Raw genomic sequence first — 15,922 nt, 5'->3', positions numbered from 1 at the left:
ATTTACCCTTAAATGTCCGCCTGGCATGACGTTTCCCAAATTTTTGAGATATTATTCGCCCCGCGCGGTCGCCGATTCGGTGACCATTGGAGGGTCGGACTCAAACGTTACAAAATGTAACTTTTGTTACTTCGGTACAGGGCGATTCTCTGGCGGCAGCCGTCATCGAAACGGCAGCCGATCCAGGCAGCCAGCCGGTGTCCGAACCGCTTTCTGATAGCAGGGAGAGTCATGGTTACGTCGCTCAATGCGCCCACGGGCGCTCACGCCCCGTTCCCGTCGCAGCCGCTCGTGCACGACTGCGACGCAGCCGCGCCTGTGGCCGAAGCCCTGCCCGAACACGACACGTCCGCCGCCCGGATCGCGGCGCTGTCCCTCCAGCTGATGGTTGCCGACGAGGCGGCCCGGCGCCATCTCGCCGGCGAACTGCATGACGGACTCGGCGCCGAACTCACCGCCGCACGTTTCGCACTGGCAAACGTTCAAACGTGGCTGCCGGCCGATGCGCCGGACGGCTGCCTGCGGGCGCTCGAGCTCGCGCAGCAGGCGCTCGACTCCGCCACCGACGCCAACCGCCGGCTGATCGACGAGCGCGACACGCCGGCACTCGACGGCGGCGTCGTCGGCGCCCTGTCGGCGTGGATCGACAGCCACACGGCCCGCACCGGCCTGCGCACGAGCTTCGTCTGCGCGGCCGACGCGCGGCTCACGCAACTCGGCGGCGCCGGCGCGCTCGCCATCTTCCGCGTCGCGCAGGAAGCGCTGTCGAACGTCGCGAAGCATGCGCGCGCGACTTCCGTCGACGTGCAGATCGATACCGACGACTCACATATGTCCCTGATCGTCACCGACGATGGGACCGGTTTTGCACGTAGCCGGCGCACCGGCTACGGTCTCGCCGGCATGCGCGCACGCTGCGAGGCGTTCAGCGGCAGCTTCGACGCGAGCGCACCGGAAGCGGGCCGCGGCACGCGCGTCACCGCGCGCTTCGCGTGGGACTCGCTGTTCGCGGTGCCGGCGGCCGCGCGCCGCGCATCGATTTCGTGAGGCCCTCATGAGCCTGAACATCCTGCTCGTGGACGATCACGCGATCGTCCGGCAAGGGATCCGCCACCTGCTGATCGACCGCGGCATCGCGCGTAACGTGACTGAAGCCGAGACCGGCAGCGATGCGGTGGCCGCCGTCGAGCGCGAGGCCTTCGACGTGATCCTGCTCGACATCTCCTTGCCGGACACGAACGGCATCGAGGTGCTCAAGCGCATCAAGCGCAAGCTGCCGGGCGCGCCGGTGCTGATGTTCTCGATGTATCGCGAGGACCAGTACGCGGTGCGCGCCCTGAAGGCCGGCGCGGCCGGCTACCTGTCGAAGACGGTGAATGCCGCGCAGATGATCGGCGCGATCCAGCAGGTCGCGGCCGGCCGCAAGTACGTGAGCCCGGCGATGGCCGAGGCGCTTGCCGAATACGTGTCGTTCGAGAACGAACCGCTGCCGCACGAGAAGCTGTCCGACCGCGAATACCAGACGCTCTGCATGCTGGCGTCGGGCAAGCGCCTCACCGACATCGCGAACACGCTGTCGCTGTCGGTGAAGACGGTCAGCGTGTACCGGTCGCGGCTGCTCGAGAAGATGCGGCTGTCGAACAACGCGGAACTGACGTTCTACGTGATGAGCAACCGGCTCGTCGACATGGCTCCCGCGTCGGGCGCCTGATTCATCGTCCTCGCGGCGCCGGCCGGCGCCGCGCCGGGCCCGGTGCGCCGAACGCCGCACACAAGCGCTTGTTTTATCGGACGATTCCCGAGCGCGCCGCTGCGCCGCAGCGGGTCTTCCACGCCAAATCGGCTAAAATTACGGGTTTTCACTCACTCGGCGCCGCCGCGCTCGCGCGCGCTGGAGACTCATCCGCAATGTCCCTCTTCCGCAAGAAAAACGTCGATCGCATGATCGCCGGCGCAACCGGCGCCGGGCTCAAGAAAGCGCTCGGCGCAATCGACCTCACCTTCCTCGGCATCGGCGCGATCATCGGCACCGGCATCTTCGTGCTGACCGGCACGGGCGCCGTGCAGGCCGGCCCCGCGCTGATGCTGTCGTTCGTGATCGCCGCGATCGCGTGCGGCCTCGCGGCGCTGTCGTACGCCGAATTCGCGTCGACGATTCCAGTCGCGGGCTCGATCTACACCTACTCGTACGCGACGCTCGGCGAGCTCGTCGCCTGGATCATCGGCTGGGACCTGATGCTCGAATACGGCCTCGCGGCGTCGGCCGTGTCGGTCGGCTGGTCGGGCTACCTGCAGTCGCTGCTGCAGGGCTTCGGGCTCACGCTGCCGACCGTGCTGACGGCCGCGCCCGGCGCGATTCCGGGCGTCGTCACGTGGTTCAACCTGCCGGCGTTCCTCGTGATGCTGGTGATCACGACGCTGCTGTCGATCGGCATCCGCGAGTCGACCCGCATCAACAACATCATGGTGTTCATCAAGGTGTCGGTCGTGCTGCTCGTGATCGCGGTCGGCATCTTCCACGTCACGCCCGCGAACTGGAAGCCGTTCATGCCGCACGGCTGGAACGGCGTGTTCGGCGCGGCGGCCGTGATGTTCTTCGCGTTCATCGGCTTCGACGCGGTGTCGTCGGCGGCCGAGGAAGTGAAGAATCCGAAACGCGACCTGCCGATCGGCATCATCGCGTCGCTCGCGGTGTGCGCGGTGCTGTACGTGACGGTCGCGGCGGTCGCGACCGGCATCGTGCCGTCGGCGCAGTACGCGAACGTGTCGCACCCGATCTCGTATGCGCTGCAGATCGCCGGCGAGAGATGGGTCGCGGGCTTCATCGATCTCGGCGCGGTGCTCGGCATGCTGACCGTGATCCTCGTGATGAGCTACGGCCAGACGCGGATCATCTTCGCGATGTCGCGCGACGGGCTGCTGCCGGCGGCGCTGTCGCGCGTGCATCCGCGCTACGCGACGCCGTTCCTGACGACCTGGCTCGTCGGCCTGTTCTTCGGGCTGATCGCCGCGCTCGTGCCGCTCAACGTGCTCGCCGAGCTGATCAACATCGGCACGCTCGCCGCGTTCTCGATGGTGTCGATCGCGGTGCTGGTGCTGCGCCGCACGCACCCGGAACTGCCGCGCGCATTCCGCTGCCCGGGCGTGCCGGTGGTGCCGATCCTCGCGGTCGGCGCGTGCCTGTTCCTGATGCTGAACCTGCAACCCGTCACGTGGGCCGCGTTCGGCATCTGGCTCGTCATCGGCCTCGTGATCTACTTCCTGTATTCGCGGCACCACTCGAAGCTCGCGCACGGCCAGCACGACGCGCATTGACCGCCGTCGCTGCGCGCGCACGCCGCGCGCAGCGGCACGACGCCACGCCGGGCCGTCACCGGCCCCGTGCGCGCCCCCTCCCCGCCCGAACCTGCCCGGCCATCGGCGCCCCTCAAGCGCGGCGCACCACACGCACCACATGCGCCGCCGCGCCCCGCCCGCACGCGATCGCTGCCCGATCGTCGCGATTTCTTGCCCGATCGTCCGGATTTGCGCGCACGATTTGCACGCTGCCAGCACGCGCGCGCCGGGCGGTTCATAATCCGGCCATCGAACGACGGCCCGGCCCGGCGGGCCGTCCGGCAACAGGAACAGAATGATGGAAAGCGTCGATCTCGATGTACTGAAATCCAGCGCGCGCTGGCTCGACGAAGGGCGCCGCGTGCTGCTCGTGACGGTCGTGAAGACGTGGGGCTCGTCACCCCGCCCCGAGGGCGCGATGCTCGCGGTACGCGAGGACGGCCTCGTGGTCGGCTCCGTGTCAGGCGGCTGCATCGAGGACGACCTGATCGCCCGCGTGCATGCGAGCGGGATCGCGGCCGATGCACGCCCGGAAGCCGTCAAGTACGGCGTGACGGCCGAGGAAGCACACCGCTTCGGGCTGCCCTGCGGCGGCACGATCCAGCTCGTGCTGGAGCCGCTCACGCCCGACAGCGGGATCGCCGCGCTGTGCGCGGAAGTCGAGGCCGGCCGCCTCGTCACGCGCACGATGACGCTCGCGACCGGCCGCGCGTCGCTGTCGCCCGCGCAGGCGACCGACGGGCTCGCGTTCGACGGCGATAGGCTCGTGACGATACACGGGCCGCGCTACCGGATGCTCGTGATCGGCGCGGGGCAGTTGTCGCGCTATCTGTGCCAGATCGCGGTCGGGCTCGATTATCAGGTGACGGTCTGCGATCCGCGCGAGGAGTACACGGATGCGTGGGACGTGACGGGTACGCGCGTCGTACACACGATGCCCGACGACACCGTGCTCGACATGAAACTCGACGCGCGTTCGGCCGTGATCGCGCTCACGCACGACCCGAAGCTCGACGATCTCGCGCTGATGGAGGCACTGAAGACGCCCGCGTTCTACGTGGGCGCGCTCGGCTCGCGGCGCAACAACGCCGCCCGACGCGAGCGGCTGCGCGAATTCGACCTGAGCGAGGCGGAACTGGCGCGGCTGCACGGGCCGGCCGGCATCTACATCGGCAGCCGCACGCCGCCGGAAATCGCGATCTCGATCCTCGCCGAGATCACGGCCGCGAAGAACAACGTGTCGCTGCCGACGATCCTGCAGGTCGAGGGCGCGAAGGCCGCCCGCGAGATCGCGGCGAACAGCGGCGCGACCTGCGGCCTCTGAGGCCGGTTGCCCGCGTGGCGCACGGCCGTGCCGGAGGCCGTCATGCGCCGGCGGAAAACCGGCGCACGTCGATGGTCAGGTCAGGCGAGACCCGCGGCGAGCGCCGCGGCGACTGAGCCGACCACCAGCACGACGCCGACGGTGCGGCGCTTGTTCAGCTCCGTCCACAGCAGCACGCCCGTCAGCGACAACAGGATCAGCGAACCGGCGATCGTGTCCATCAGCAGCACCCAACCGAGATTCATGCCAACGCCGCGATGCAGGTTGTTCAGCGTGGTCAGGAACGTATTGCCGGTGCGCTTCACCGATACGTAGCCGTTGCCGACCCAGTATTCGGCCTGCAGGTTCTGGTGCGGACCGAACAGGCCCATCTGCCAGTGCTCCGGCTGCATCACGCGCTTGTCGCCCCAGGCGACCGGCTGCGCAGGCTCCTTGCGCACGCGGCCCGGCCGGCCGTCGAAGTGCAGTTCGTGCTGCAGCCACTTCGTCATCGCGGCCGGCGACTTCGGCGCCGGATCTGGCAGCGCGATCTGCATCTGCTCGACCTGCGGTTCGCCGGTCGGGATCTTCAGCGGCGGCGCACGGTGGTTGAGCAGCACGCCCGTCACGCCGAACAGCAGCCCGAGCACCGCGCCCCAGAGCCCGACCCAGCCATGCACCTTGCGCAGCCATTTGATGAAGGTCGCGCGGCGCGAGCGCTGGCGGCGCGCCGCCAGTTCGGCGTCGCTCAGGGGCCGTGCGGCCGGATGCAGCATGGTGACGCCCGCTGGGGGCCTGCCCGCCTGCGGCGGGGCGATCGTGTCGGGCGCGTTCACGCGAGAGTATCCATTCGTTCAAAGCAACGGGCAGCGCACGAAAAACGCGCGCCGCCCGGATAACATGAAATGAGAATGGATATCATTACACAAATGGCGCGGCCGCTCAAATCCGACGGCGAACGTCGGCCGACAAGAAAATCCGGCGATAACCGACGAAGCGCGCGAATTGCACGCCGATCCAGGTCAATCAAAGAGAAATGCCGGCGAAATGATCGCGAAAGACCGAGACAGCATTTCGCAAGAAAAACGGGCCGGCGAACGCTCAGCGGCGCAGCGGCGGTAGCGGAAAATGCGGGGCGACGTCGCCCGGCCCGGGCTCGGTCCGATCGAGCGCGTACAGCCATGCCAGCAGATCCGCGACGGCCTGGTAAAGCTGCGGCGGAATCCGGTCGTCGAGATCGACCTGCATCAGCAGCGACACCATCTCCGGCGCGGTATGCACGTAGAGCCCGGCATCCCGCGCACGAGCGACGATCATCTCGGCGAGCAGGCCGTACCCCTTCGCAACCACGCGCGGCGCGGTATCGCCCCCCTTCGGATCGTAGACGAGCGCGGTCGCGCGCTTGCGGGACGCCGTGCTCATCGCGGCACCTCGTCGTCGGCGCCCGGCGTGCCGCCGGCCGCGCTGCGCGCATACGCGGCGGCTGCCGCCTGCGCGACGAGCGGGTCGAGGCCATCCGGTTCGTCGCCGACCGCACGGATCGACAGTCCGCCGAGCTGCAGCCCCGATCCCTCGAAACGCTGCCGCAGCGCGGCCTCGTTCCGCGTGAGCCGGTCGGCGCCGGCCGAATTCGCGCGCAGTCGCGCGACGAGTTGCGCGCCATTCAGCACCAGCTCCGCGTCGACCGTGCCGAGCGACGGTAACGTGAGCGTCAGCCGCGTGCGCCATGCGATCCCGCTCCCTGCATCGTCGCCGCCGCGCGACGCGTGGCCGCCCGGATCGTCGGGCTCGATCGTCCAGTCGAGGCGCGCCCCGGGCCATGCCTCGCCCGCCCAGCGGAACTGGTCGGTCGCGAGCGCATCGAGCTGCTGCCGGACGATCGGCACGGCGGCAGGATGTACGGGAGCCGGTGCCTGCGCCTGCGGATCGGCCGACGCGGCGGCCAGTTCGGCGCGCGCGGGCGTCCAGCGCGTGTCGGGGCGGTCGCCGAGCGGGTCGGTCGTCGCGGCCGTGGCCGACGCCGCACCTTGCCGAGCGGCGGCAGCCGCGTTCTGTGCAAGCTCGCGCGGCACCGCACCGCCCGACGCTGGCGTGCCCGGCTGCGTGGCCGTTCGCGCCGCCGTCGGTAGCGCCAGGCGCGGCGCGAGCAGTTCGTCGAGCACGTCGGGCGCGTCGTGCTGCGCGGCATCCGGGGCGGGCTGCACCGGCGCGTTCGTGAGCCGCGCCTGCGGTTCGCGCATCAGCGCGGCGAGCGGGCGCTGGCCGGCCAGCCACTGCGCAAGATGGGATTCGTAAAAGAGGCCGCTTTCGCTCACGGCCTGCGCGAGCGCCGCACGCAGCGTCGCGACGGGTGGCGCGGCCGCCGCATCGCGCGCGGCCGCGACGTCAGACGCAGGCGTGGCGGTGGAAGGCGTGGCGGCGGACGCAGCCGGACCGGCGGCCGGCTGCCCGTCCGGCGGCGCGGCCGCCGCCGTGCTCAGCAACACGGCCGGATCGGCCAGCAGCGGCGCGCGTCCGGCGATCACGGGCGTCGCGATGCCGCCCGAGCGCGAGATCGCGTCGAGCACGAGCGCGACATCGGACAGCGCGGTCTGCGCGGATGCCGGTGGTGCCGCCGGCGGGGCCCCTGTCGAAGCCGGCGACGACGCGCCGGCGCCCGGCGTGCCGACCTGCGCGGTCGCGCCGCCGCCAGCGGGCGCCGTCACGGGGCCGGTCAGCAGGCTGTCGAGGCGACTCGCCAGGAGGGCGGCCGCAACGGAGTCGATACCGGTCATGATCGGAGCCTGCTCACCTCAGCCACATCGTTGGAAAGCCGGGCATGCGGCAACCGCCGCCCCGGCATACGGGCACTACCCGCGAGCGCGGTAAAGATCGGTCAATACCTGGGTCGAGCGCCGCGCCTCGAACAGCGCGGACAGCCGGGCGACTTCCGGGCTCGCGAGATCGCGGATCGCGGCGTCGTCGGCGAGGATGCGCCGGATCAGCCCGAGCTTGCGACCGAGGTCGGCCTGGTCGAGCGCGACGCCCGGATCGGCCTCCTTCAGCCCGTCGACGAGACGCAGGAATTCGGCCTGCAACTCCGGCAGCGCGCTCCACTCCGCGCCGCGCGCCGCGGACAGCATGCGGCCCGAAACGGCCGCGAGCGCCTCGTAGCGAGCGAAGTATTCGGCCTTGAGATTCATCGTGCCGCGCCCGCCGCCTGTTGCGCGGCCATGCGCGCGACTTCCGGAGCGATGCCCGTCCACGCTTCCTCGAGCGTCGCGAGCAACCCGTCGACCTCGACCAGCATCGCATCGCTCGCGTTCATGTTGGCTTCCAGCAGGCGCCGGCCGATATACGCGTACAGCGCATCGAGGCGCATGGCGATCTCGCCGCCCGCGTCGAGGTTCAGCGACGCCTGCAGGCCGCTCTCGACGATCCCGATCGCCTTGCCGATCGCTTCGCCGCGTGCGGGCACGTTGCCCTGCTGCAGATGCATGCGCGCGAGCGCGATGGCTTGGCGCGCGCCCTGGTACAGCATTGCGATCAGCCGGTGCGGCGCGGCGCCCATCACCCCCGTCTCGACGCCGACACGCGCGTATGCACTGGCTCCAGCGTGTCCTGGGGAAAACATGCGCTTCTCCTTGTATTGCGTTGGCTATGCGGTGGCCGCCGCCCTGCGATGCATGACGCGGCCTTGTTCCAGAGTTATCGGAAGGGAATTGAAAAGCTTTAGGCGCACGGCCCGCTGGCCGGAGCGGCAGGCCGCTCACCGGGCGCGCTGCCGGTCGGCCGCCCGCGGCTGCCCATCGCCGGCTGGCCGTTCCGGGTTGCCGTCCCCGGTTGCCGGGCCCGTCACACGGACATCTGCATGATGTCGTTGTAGGCGCTCACGAGCTTGTTGCGGACCTGGAGCCCGAACTGGAAACCGATGTTGGCCTTCTGCATGTCGACCATCACGTCGTTCAGCGACACGTTCGCCGCGCCGACCTCGAACGCCTGCGCCTCGCCGAGCGCGTGCTTCTGGTCGCCGCTGATCTTGTCGAGCGACGCCTTCATCGCGCTCGCGAACGTGCCGGCCGTCGCCGCGCCCGAACCGGCGAGCGCCGCCGTCGGGCTCGCGACGCCGCCGCTCGCCTGCGCGGCCATCGCCTGCATCTGTTGCAACACCGAACCGATTCCGCTGACGTTGGCAGCCATGCTGTCCCCAGACCTATGAGAGTAGAGACCCGGACGCACCGGGCGCTCCGACGGCGCCGCACGACGCGCACCATGCCGGATCGCGAAAAAGAATAGCAGCGCGGCGCGCGCCAAAGCCGCGAAAGTACGGGGGAAACCCCGCTCTTTTCAGTCGATCGGAGTCGGGCCCCAGTCCCGATAATCGCATCGTGTCATTGTCCGTCCGCTCGTCCGAGCGGCTCAGTCGTCCCGCTCCGGAGAAATTCCACGCATGGATTCGCAGGCCAACTCGCTGATCAACCCCGACGCCCGCACAGGCCTCGCCAGCCCGGTGCCAGGCGCCACCGCGGCCGCCGCGTTGCCGGGAGCAGGCGGCGCCGGCGCGGACTTCGGGTTCGGCGGCTTCGCGGAACGCATCCCCGGCATCACGCGGATGAAGGGCAACCCGAAACTGCCGTTCGTGATCGCCGTCGCGCTCGCCATCGCCGCGATCACCGCGCTCGTGCTGTGGAGCCGCGCGCCCGACTATCGCGTGCTGTACAGCAACCTGTCGGACCGCGACGGCGGCGCGATCATCACTGCGCTCCAGCAGGCAAACGTTCCCTACAAGTTCGCCGACGCCGGCGGCGCGATCCTCGTGCCGTCGAACCAGGTACACGAAACGCGCCTGAAGCTCGCCGCGATGGGCCTGCCCAAGGGCGGCTCGGTCGGCTTCGAGCTGATGGACAGCCAGAAATTCGGCATCAGCCAGTTCGCCGAGCAGGTGAACTACCAGCGCGCGCTCGAAGGCGAGCTGCAACGCACGATCGAGTCGATCAACGCCGTGAAGACGGCGCGCGTGCATCTCGCGATCCCGAAGCCGTCGGTGTTCGTGCGCGACAAGGAAGCGCCGAGCGCATCGGTGTTCGTCGACCTCTACCCGGGCCGCGTGCTCGACGAGGGCCAGGTGCAGGCGGTCACGCGGATGGTGTCGTCCGGCGTGCCCGACATGCCGGCCAAGAACGTGACGATCGTCGACCAGGACGGCAATCTGCTGACGCAGACCGCGTCGGCCACCGGCCTCGACGCGAGCCAGCTCAAGTACGTGCAGCAGGTCGAGCACAACACGCAAAAGCGCATCGACGCGATCCTCGCGCCGATCTTCGGCACCGGCAACGCGCGCTCGCAGGTCAGCGCGGACATCGATTTCTCGAAGCTCGAGCAGACCTCGGAAAGCTACGGCCCGAACGGCTCGCCGCAGCAGGCCGCGATCCGCAGCCAGCAAACCAGCAGCGCGACCGAACTCGCGCAGGGCGGCGCATCGGGCGTGCCGGGCGCGCTGTCGAACACGCCGCCGCAGCCGGCCTCCGCGCCGATCGTTCCCGGCAACGGCCAGAACGGGCCGCAGTCGACGCCCGTCAGCGACCGCAAGGACCAGACGACCAACTACGAGCTCGACAAGACGATCCGCCACGTCGAGCAGCCGATGGGCAGCGTGAAGCGGTTGTCGGTCGCCGTCGTCGTCAACTACCAGCCGGTCGCCGACGCGAAGGGCCACGTGACGATGCAGCCGCTGCCGCCCGCGAAGCTCGCGCAGATCGAGCAGCTCGTGAAGGACGCGATGGGCTACGACGAGAAGCGCGGCGACTCGGTCAACGTCGTGAACAGCGCGTTCTCGACCGTCAGTGACCCGTACGCCGACCTGCCGTGGTGGCGCCAGCCGGACGTGATCGCGATGGCGAAGGAAGCCGCGAAGTGGCTCGGCATCGCGGCGGCCGCGGCGGCGCTCTATTTCATGTTCGTGCGCCCGGCGATGCGCCGCGCGTTCCCGCCGCCCGAGCCGGCCGCACCGGCACTGGCGGCGCCGGAGGATCCGGTCGCGCTCGACGGCCTGCCCGCGCTGGAACAGTCGGACGAGCCCGATTCGCTGCTGCTCGGCTTCGAGAACGAAAAGAACCGCTACGAACGCAACCTCGACTACGCGCGCACGATCGCCCGCCAGGATCCGAAGATCGTCGCCACCGTCGTGAAGAACTGGGTGTCCGATGAACGCTGAAGGCCTGACCAAGAGCGCGCTGCTGCTGATGTCGATCGGCGAGGAAGAGGCCGCTGAAGTATTCAAGTTCCTCGCGCCGCGCGAGGTGCAGAAGATCGGTGCCGCGATGGCCGCGCTGAAGAACGTCACGCGCGAGCAGGTCGAGGAGGTGCTGCACGAGTTCGCGAAGGAAGCCGAGCAGCACACCGCGCTGTCGCTCGATTCGAGCGAGTACATCCGCTCGGTGCTGACCAAGGCGCTCGGCGAGGACAAGGCCGGCGTGCTGATCGACCGGATCCTGCAGGGCAGCGACACGAGCGGCATCGAGGGCCTGAAGTGGATGGACTCGGGCGCGGTGGCCGAACTGATCAAGAACGAGCATCCGCAGATCATCGCGACGATCCTCGTGCACCTCGACCGCGACCAGGCGTCGGAGATCGCGTCGTGCTTCACCGAGCGGCTGCGCAACGACGTGCTGCTGCGGATCGCGACGCTCGACGGCATCCAGCCGGCCGCGCTGCGCGAGCTCGACGACGTGCTCACCGGCCTGCTGTCCGGCAGCGACAACCTGAAGCGCAGCCCGATGGGCGGCATCCGCACCGCGGCCGAGATCCTGAACTTCATGACGAGCAATCATGAGGAGGGCGTGCTCGAAAGCGTGCGCCAGTACGACGCCGACCTCGCGCAGAAGATCGTCGACCAGATGTTCGTGTTCGAGAACCTGCTCGACCTCGAGGATCGCGCGATCCAGATGGTGCTGAAGGAAGTCGAGTCGGAAACGCTGATCATCGCGCTGAAGGGCGCGCCGCCCGCGCTGCGCCAGAAATTCCTCGCGAACATGTCGCAACGCGCGGCCGAACTGCTCGCCGAGGATCTCGACGCGCGCGGCCCGGTGCGCGTGTCCGAAGTCGAGACGCAGCAGCGCCGCATCCTGCAGATCGTGCGCAACCTCGCCGAGAGCGGTCAGATCGTGATCGGCGGCAAGGCGGAAGACGCGTATGTCTGATTCCGCGCGCGAGCTCGCCGGCACCCTCACCGCGTACCAGCGGTGGGAGATGGCGTCGTTCGATCCGCCGCCGCCCCCGCCGCCGCCCGACGATGCGGCAGCGGCGGCCGCCGCGCTCGCCGAGGAGCTGCAGCGCGTGCGCGACGCCGCGCACGCCGAAGGCCATGCAGCCGGCCACGTCGAAGGCCAGGCACTCGGTTACCAGGCCGGGTTCGATCAGGGGCGCGAACAAGGCTTCGAGGCCGGCCAGGCCGAAGCACGCGAACAGGCCGCGCAGCTTGCGGCGCTGGCCGCGTCGTTTCGCGAGGCCGTGGCGGGCGTCGAGCACGATCTCGCGTCCGAGCTCGCGCAGCTCGCGCTCGACATCGCGCAGCAGGTCGTGCGCCAGCACGTGAAGCACGATCCGGCCGCGCTCGTCACGGCCGTGCGCGACGTGCTCGCCGCCGAGCCGGCGTTGTCCGGCGCGCCGCATCTCGTGGTGAATCCGGCGGACCTGCCCGTCGTCGAAGCCTATCTGCAGGACGATCTCGATACGCTCGGCTGGAACGTGCGCACCGACGCGTCGATCGAGCGCGGCGGCTGCCGCGCGCACGCCGCGACCGGCGAGGTCGACGCGACGCTGCCCACCCGCTGGCAGCGCGTCGCCGCCGCGATCGGCAAGGTGAGCGCATGGTGACGCCCACGCCCGAATCGGTGCTGCACGACGGGATGACACCGCTCGAGCGCGAGCTCGCACTCGCGTCGTTCGGCCCCGACGCGTCGTTCGGCCTCGAAGCGGCGCAGGGCTCCGCGCACGGCACGCACGCACCCGCGACGGATGCCGCCGGCGATGCGCCGCGCGCACCGCACAATCCGCACCTCGCGCACTGGCGCATGCACCTGAACGGGCTCGCGGCCCGCAGCCACCGCGCGCTGCCGCTGCGCCCGTGCGGGCGCCTCACGCGCGCCGCGGGCCTCGTGCTCGAGGCGATCGGGCTGCGCCTGTCGGTCGGCGCCGAATGCACGATCGAATTGCCGCCCGGCAGCACGCTGCCGCACGCGGAAGCGGAAGTCGTCGGCTTCGCCGGCGATCGCCTGTTCCTGATGCCGACCACCGACGTCGCGGGCGTCTTGCCCGGTGCGCGTGTGTGGCCGCGGGAAAGCGCGCCCGTCGCCGATCCGCTCGCCGGCGCGAAGCGGCTGCCGGTCGGCTGGGAAATGCTCGGGCGCGTGGTCGACGCGTCGGGCCGCCCGCTCGACGGCCTCGGCCCCCTCGCGTCGAAGGTCGACGCACCGCTGTCGGCGCCGTCGATCAACCCGCTCGATCGCGAGCCGATCCATCACGTGCTCGACGTCGGCGTGCGCGCGATCAACGGGCTGCTCACCGTCGGCCGCGGGCAGCGGATGGGCCTGTTCGCCGGCTCCGGCGTCGGCAAGTCGGTGCTGCTCGGCACGATGGCGCGCTACACCAGCGCGGAAGTGATCGTGATCGGGCTGATCGGCGAACGCGGCCGCGAAGTGAAGGAATTCATCGAACAGATCCTCGGCGAGGACGGGCTCGCGCGCTCGGTCGTCGTCGCCGCGCCGGCCGACGTGTCGCCGCTGCTGCGGATGCAGGGCGCGGCCTACGCGACGTCGCTCGCGGAGTATTTCCGCGACCAGGGCAAGCACGTGCTGCTGCTGATGGATTCGCTGACGCGTTACGCGATGGCGCAGCGCGAGATCGCGCTTGCGATCGGCGAGCCGCCCGCGACCAAGGGCTATCCGCCGTCGGTGTTCGCGAAGCTGCCCGCGCTCGTCGAGCGCACCGGCAACGGGCCCGAAGGCGGCGGCTCGATCACCGCGTTCTACACGGTGCTGACCGAAGGCGACGACCAGCAGGACCCGATCGCCGATTCGGCGCGCGCGATTCTCGACGGCCATATCGTGCTGTCGCGCGCGCTCGCCGAAGCCGGCCACTATCCGGCGATCGACATCGAGGCGTCGATCAGCCGCGCGATGACCGCGCTGATCGACGAAACGCATCTCGATCGCGTGCGGCAGTTCAAGCAGATGCTGTCGCGCTACCAGCGCAATCGCGACCTGATCGCGGTCGGCGCCTATGCGCCCGGCCGCGACGCGCAACTCGACCGCGCGATCGCGCTCTACCCGCGCATCGAATCGTTCCTGCAGCAGGGCTTTCGCGAATGCGCGCCGTTCGCGTCGAGCCTTAGCGCGCTCGATGCGCTGTTCGACGTACACGGAGGCTGACCTCGATGGCACACGGCTTTCCCCTTCAAATCCTGCTCGACCGCGCGCAGGAAGATCTCGACACGGCCGCGAAGCAGCTCGGCGCCGCGCAGCGCGACCGCACCGCGGCCGCCGACCAGCTCGATGCACTGCTGCGCTATCGCGACGAGTATCACGCGCGCTTCGCGCAGTCCGCGCAAAAAGGGATGCCGGCCGGCAACTGGCGCAACTTCCAGGCGTTCATCGATACGCTCGACGCGGCGATCGTGCAGCAGCGCAACGTGCTGGCCGCAGCCGAAGTCCGCATCGACGAGGCGCGGCCCAACTGGCAACAGAAGAAACGCACCGTCGGTTCATACGAAATCCTGCAGGCGCGCGGCGTCGCGCAGGAAGCGCAGCGTATGGCGAAGCGCGAACAGCGCGACGCCGACGAACACGCCGCGAAGATCCTGCGCATGCGGGCCGATGCGGCCCGTTCAGCGTAACCGCTCACCGCTTTCGAACGAGAGAATCGTCATGCCTCCCCTGCCCCTGCTCGGCGTGCTGCTCGACACCGCTGGCACCGCACTCAAGGCGATCCGCGACGCGGGTTCGTCCGCCTCCGCCAAGTCCGCCGGCAACGATGCCGCAAGCAGCCCTGCCGCCATGCCGTTCGCGCAGACGCTGAAGCAAAGCGTCGTCACGCGGCACGACGCGGCAATCGCCGGCAAGCCGGACGTCTCGACGAAACAGGCGTCGTCGACATCCGCCGCCGGCACGAAGTCCGCCGACCACGACGACGACAAGTCGACCGACGACGCCATCGCGACACCCAACCCGGATGCTGCCGCGCTCGCCGCAGCAGCATCCGTGCAGGCGCAACTGCAGACGCGCGCGAACGACGCGGCGCCGGCCGATGCCGATACCGCTGCCACCGCCGCGCAAACGACGGCCGTGTCCGGCCAGCCCGACGCCACGGCCGCGCTGACGAATCGCGCAAGCAAGGATGCGGCCGCCGAGGCTGCCGCGCCGGTGTCCGGTCGCGACACGCTGCAGGCGGCACTCGCGAAGCTGACCGGCGGCGCGGGCGCAATCGCGATGCCCGCGACGGGCACGGCAGCGACTGCGGCAGCACCCGCGGCGGCGACGTCCGCCTCGGCTGCCGCTACGCCGCCGACGCCGAAAGTCCCGACCTTCGACCGCACGCTCGCCGACGCGAAAGGCGCGCTCGCGACGCAGCAGGCGCCCACGCAAGCCACCGCAACGGCGCTGCAGGCCGGCGCAACGGCCCAATCCGCCGCGCAGCACGCATTCGCGGCCGCCGAGGAAACCGCCAGCCCGGCCGCCGACGCGACGGTCGCTGCCGCCGCAACGGCTGCGGCAGCCGCGCAGGCGAACCTGCAGGCATCGCCCGCCGCAAGCTCGATCGCCGCGGCCAACGCACACGTGCTGGCGCCGCACGTCGGCACCGCCGACTGGACCGATGCGCTGAGCCAGAAAGTCGTGTTCCTGTCGAATGCGCACCAGCAGAGCGCCGAGCTGACGCTGAACCCGCCGGACCTCGGCCCGCTGCAGGTCGTGCTGCGCGTCGCGGACAACCACGCGCATGCGCTGTTCGTGTCGCAGCACGCGCAGGTGCGCGACGCGGTGGAAGCCGCGCTGCCGAAACTGCGTGAAGCGATGGAAGCGGGCGGGCTCGGCCTGGGCAGCGCGAGCGTCAGCGATGGCGGCTTCGCGTCGCAGCAGCAGAACCCGCAGCAAAGCTTCGCCGGCGGCCGGCCGTCGCCGCGCGCACGCGCCGGATCGTCAGCCGCCGACGCACCGGTCGACGCCGTGCAATCCGCAGCGGCCGGCGCAACCGTGAACCGCGTGGGCCTCGTCGATACGTTCGCCTGAGCATCGCGTCGGTCGTGTGCCG

16 protein-coding genes are annotated in these 15,922 nt (G+C 70.0%); 10 read left to right on the top strand and 6 right to left on the bottom strand.

Annotation, left to right across the window (positions count from 1 at the left end; translation table 11 throughout):
- Positions 1-231: 231 nt before the first annotated feature.
- From rqpS to WS75_RS02535, 4 genes are all read left to right on the top strand, one after another.
- Positions 232-1,047 carry a quorum system sensor histidine kinase RqpS gene (gene rqpS, locus WS75_RS02550; RefSeq protein ID WP_059679014.1) on the top strand — a complete coding sequence of 272 codons (816 nt, stop codon included), beginning with the start codon at positions 232-234 and terminating at the stop codon, positions 1,045-1,047.
- Positions 1,048-1,054: 7 nt separating this feature from the next.
- On the top strand, positions 1,055-1,711 hold the full coding sequence (gene rqpR / locus WS75_RS02545; protein WP_059448468.1) for a response regulator transcription factor RqpR: 657 nt from the start codon (positions 1,055-1,057) through the stop codon (positions 1,709-1,711).
- A 197-nt stretch (positions 1,712-1,908) separates the two neighbouring features.
- A complete protein-coding gene (locus WS75_RS02540) occupies positions 1,909-3,315 on the top strand; it encodes an amino acid permease (protein ID WP_059679013.1) in 1,407 nt (468 codons plus the stop codon).
- 319 nt (positions 3,316-3,634) lie between these two features.
- Positions 3,635-4,660, top strand: a complete 1,026-nt coding sequence (locus WS75_RS02535) for an XdhC family protein (protein WP_059679012.1) — start codon at positions 3,635-3,637, stop codon at positions 4,658-4,660.
- Between the two features lie 80 nt (positions 4,661-4,740).
- Here WS75_RS02535 and WS75_RS02530 read toward each other — a convergent pair whose 3' ends face one another.
- The 6 genes from WS75_RS02530 to fliE all read right to left on the bottom strand — a co-directional run bounded on the left by WS75_RS02530 (position 4,741) and on the right by fliE (position 8,818).
- Entirely contained in the window at positions 4,741-5,475 is a 735-nt protein-coding gene (locus tag WS75_RS02530; RefSeq protein ID WP_059679011.1) for a PepSY-associated TM helix domain-containing protein, read from the bottom strand.
- Positions 5,476-5,740: 265 nt separating this feature from the next.
- Positions 5,741-6,061, bottom strand: coding sequence for an EscU/YscU/HrcU family type III secretion system export apparatus switch protein (locus WS75_RS02525; protein WP_059679010.1), 321 nt, complete (start codon positions 6,059-6,061; stop codon positions 5,741-5,743).
- A complete protein-coding gene (gene fliK / locus WS75_RS02520) occupies positions 6,058-7,413 on the bottom strand; it encodes a flagellar hook-length control protein FliK (RefSeq protein ID WP_059679009.1) in 1,356 nt (451 codons plus the stop codon). The genes WS75_RS02525 and fliK overlap by 4 nt, the downstream gene beginning before the upstream one ends.
- Positions 7,414-7,488: 75 nt before the next feature.
- Positions 7,489-7,821 (bottom strand): flagellar protein FliT, encoded by a 333-nt coding sequence (locus WS75_RS02515; protein WP_059607422.1) that lies wholly within the window; start codon positions 7,819-7,821, stop codon positions 7,489-7,491.
- The gene (gene fliS, locus WS75_RS02510) at positions 7,818-8,252 is read right to left on the bottom strand and encodes a flagellar export chaperone FliS (RefSeq protein ID WP_059679008.1); all 435 of its coding nucleotides are present in this window, start codon (positions 8,250-8,252) and stop codon (positions 7,818-7,820) included. The genes WS75_RS02515 and fliS overlap by 4 nt, the downstream gene beginning before the upstream one ends.
- A gap of 221 nt (positions 8,253-8,473) precedes the next feature.
- The gene (gene fliE / locus WS75_RS02505) at positions 8,474-8,818 is read right to left on the bottom strand and encodes a flagellar hook-basal body complex protein FliE (protein WP_059448462.1); all 345 of its coding nucleotides are present in this window, start codon (positions 8,816-8,818) and stop codon (positions 8,474-8,476) included.
- A gap of 250 nt (positions 8,819-9,068) precedes the next feature.
- On the opposite strand from fliE, the gene fliF reads away from it, so the two are divergent.
- The 6 genes from fliF to WS75_RS02475 are packed head-to-tail and all read left to right on the top strand — an operon-like array spanning position 9,069 to position 15,900.
- Positions 9,069-10,832 (top strand): flagellar basal-body MS-ring/collar protein FliF, encoded by a 1,764-nt coding sequence (fliF, locus tag WS75_RS02500; protein WP_059679007.1) that lies wholly within the window; start codon positions 9,069-9,071, stop codon positions 10,830-10,832.
- A complete protein-coding gene (fliG, locus tag WS75_RS02495) occupies positions 10,822-11,817 on the top strand; it encodes a flagellar motor switch protein FliG (protein WP_059679006.1) in 996 nt (331 codons plus the stop codon). Before fliF ends, fliG begins: the two co-directional genes overlap by 11 nt.
- Positions 11,810-12,493 carry a flagellar assembly protein FliH gene (gene fliH / locus WS75_RS02490; protein WP_059679005.1) on the top strand — a complete coding sequence of 228 codons (684 nt, stop codon included), beginning with the start codon at positions 11,810-11,812 and terminating at the stop codon, positions 12,491-12,493. Before fliG ends, fliH begins: the two co-directional genes overlap by 8 nt.
- The gene (gene fliI / locus WS75_RS02485; protein ID WP_059679004.1) at positions 12,487-14,046 is read left to right on the top strand and encodes a flagellar protein export ATPase FliI; all 1,560 of its coding nucleotides are present in this window, start codon (positions 12,487-12,489) and stop codon (positions 14,044-14,046) included. The genes fliH and fliI overlap by 7 nt, the downstream gene beginning before the upstream one ends.
- Before the next feature lie 5 nt (positions 14,047-14,051).
- Positions 14,052-14,510 (top strand): flagellar export protein FliJ, encoded by a 459-nt coding sequence (fliJ, locus tag WS75_RS02480; RefSeq protein ID WP_059679003.1) that lies wholly within the window; start codon positions 14,052-14,054, stop codon positions 14,508-14,510.
- Between the two features lie 31 nt (positions 14,511-14,541).
- The gene (locus WS75_RS02475) at positions 14,542-15,900 is read left to right on the top strand and encodes a flagellar hook-length control protein FliK (protein ID WP_059679002.1); all 1,359 of its coding nucleotides are present in this window, start codon (positions 14,542-14,544) and stop codon (positions 15,898-15,900) included.
- The last annotated feature ends 22 nt before the right edge of the window (positions 15,901-15,922 follow it).

This window comes from Burkholderia sp. FL-7-2-10-S1-D7 (genome assembly GCF_001524185.1).
Lineage (GTDB): Bacteria > Pseudomonadota > Gammaproteobacteria > Burkholderiales > Burkholderiaceae > Burkholderia > Burkholderia diffusa.
The sequence above is the reverse complement of the archived record's forward strand: the minus strand, read 5'-3'. Positions and strand labels throughout refer to the sequence as shown.

Bases quoted from the DNA above. Each gene is read 5' to 3' on its own strand.
- fliF (WP_059679007.1), top strand. From the start codon at position 9,069: ATGGATTCGCAGGCCAACTCGCTGATCAACCCCGACGCCCGCACAGGC.
- fliH (WP_059679005.1), top strand. From the start codon at position 11,810: ATGTCTGATTCCGCGCGCGAGCTCGCCGGCACCCTCACCGCGTACCAG.
- fliK (WP_059679009.1), bottom strand. From the start codon at position 7,413: ATGACCGGTATCGACTCCGTTGCGGCCGCCCTCCTGGCGAGTCGCCTC.
- fliG (WP_059679006.1), top strand. From the start codon at position 10,822: ATGAACGCTGAAGGCCTGACCAAGAGCGCGCTGCTGCTGATGTCGATC.
- fliS (WP_059679008.1), bottom strand. From the start codon at position 8,252: ATGTTTTCCCCAGGACACGCTGGAGCCAGTGCATACGCGCGTGTCGGC.
- fliE (WP_059448462.1), bottom strand. From the start codon at position 8,818: ATGGCTGCCAACGTCAGCGGAATCGGTTCGGTGTTGCAACAGATGCAG.
- WS75_RS02515 (WP_059607422.1), bottom strand. From the start codon at position 7,821: ATGAATCTCAAGGCCGAATACTTCGCTCGCTACGAGGCGCTCGCGGCC.
- WS75_RS02540 (WP_059679013.1), top strand. From the start codon at position 1,909: ATGTCCCTCTTCCGCAAGAAAAACGTCGATCGCATGATCGCCGGCGCA.
- WS75_RS02535 (WP_059679012.1), top strand. From the start codon at position 3,635: ATGGAAAGCGTCGATCTCGATGTACTGAAATCCAGCGCGCGCTGGCTC.
- WS75_RS02475 (WP_059679002.1), top strand. From the start codon at position 14,542: ATGCCTCCCCTGCCCCTGCTCGGCGTGCTGCTCGACACCGCTGGCACC.
- WS75_RS02525 (WP_059679010.1), bottom strand. From the start codon at position 6,061: ATGAGCACGGCGTCCCGCAAGCGCGCGACCGCGCTCGTCTACGATCCG.
- rqpR (WP_059448468.1), top strand. From the start codon at position 1,055: ATGAGCCTGAACATCCTGCTCGTGGACGATCACGCGATCGTCCGGCAA.
- fliI (WP_059679004.1), top strand. From the start codon at position 12,487: ATGGTGACGCCCACGCCCGAATCGGTGCTGCACGACGGGATGACACCG.
- fliJ (WP_059679003.1), top strand. From the start codon at position 14,052: ATGGCACACGGCTTTCCCCTTCAAATCCTGCTCGACCGCGCGCAGGAA.
- rqpS (WP_059679014.1), top strand. From the start codon at position 232: ATGGTTACGTCGCTCAATGCGCCCACGGGCGCTCACGCCCCGTTCCCG.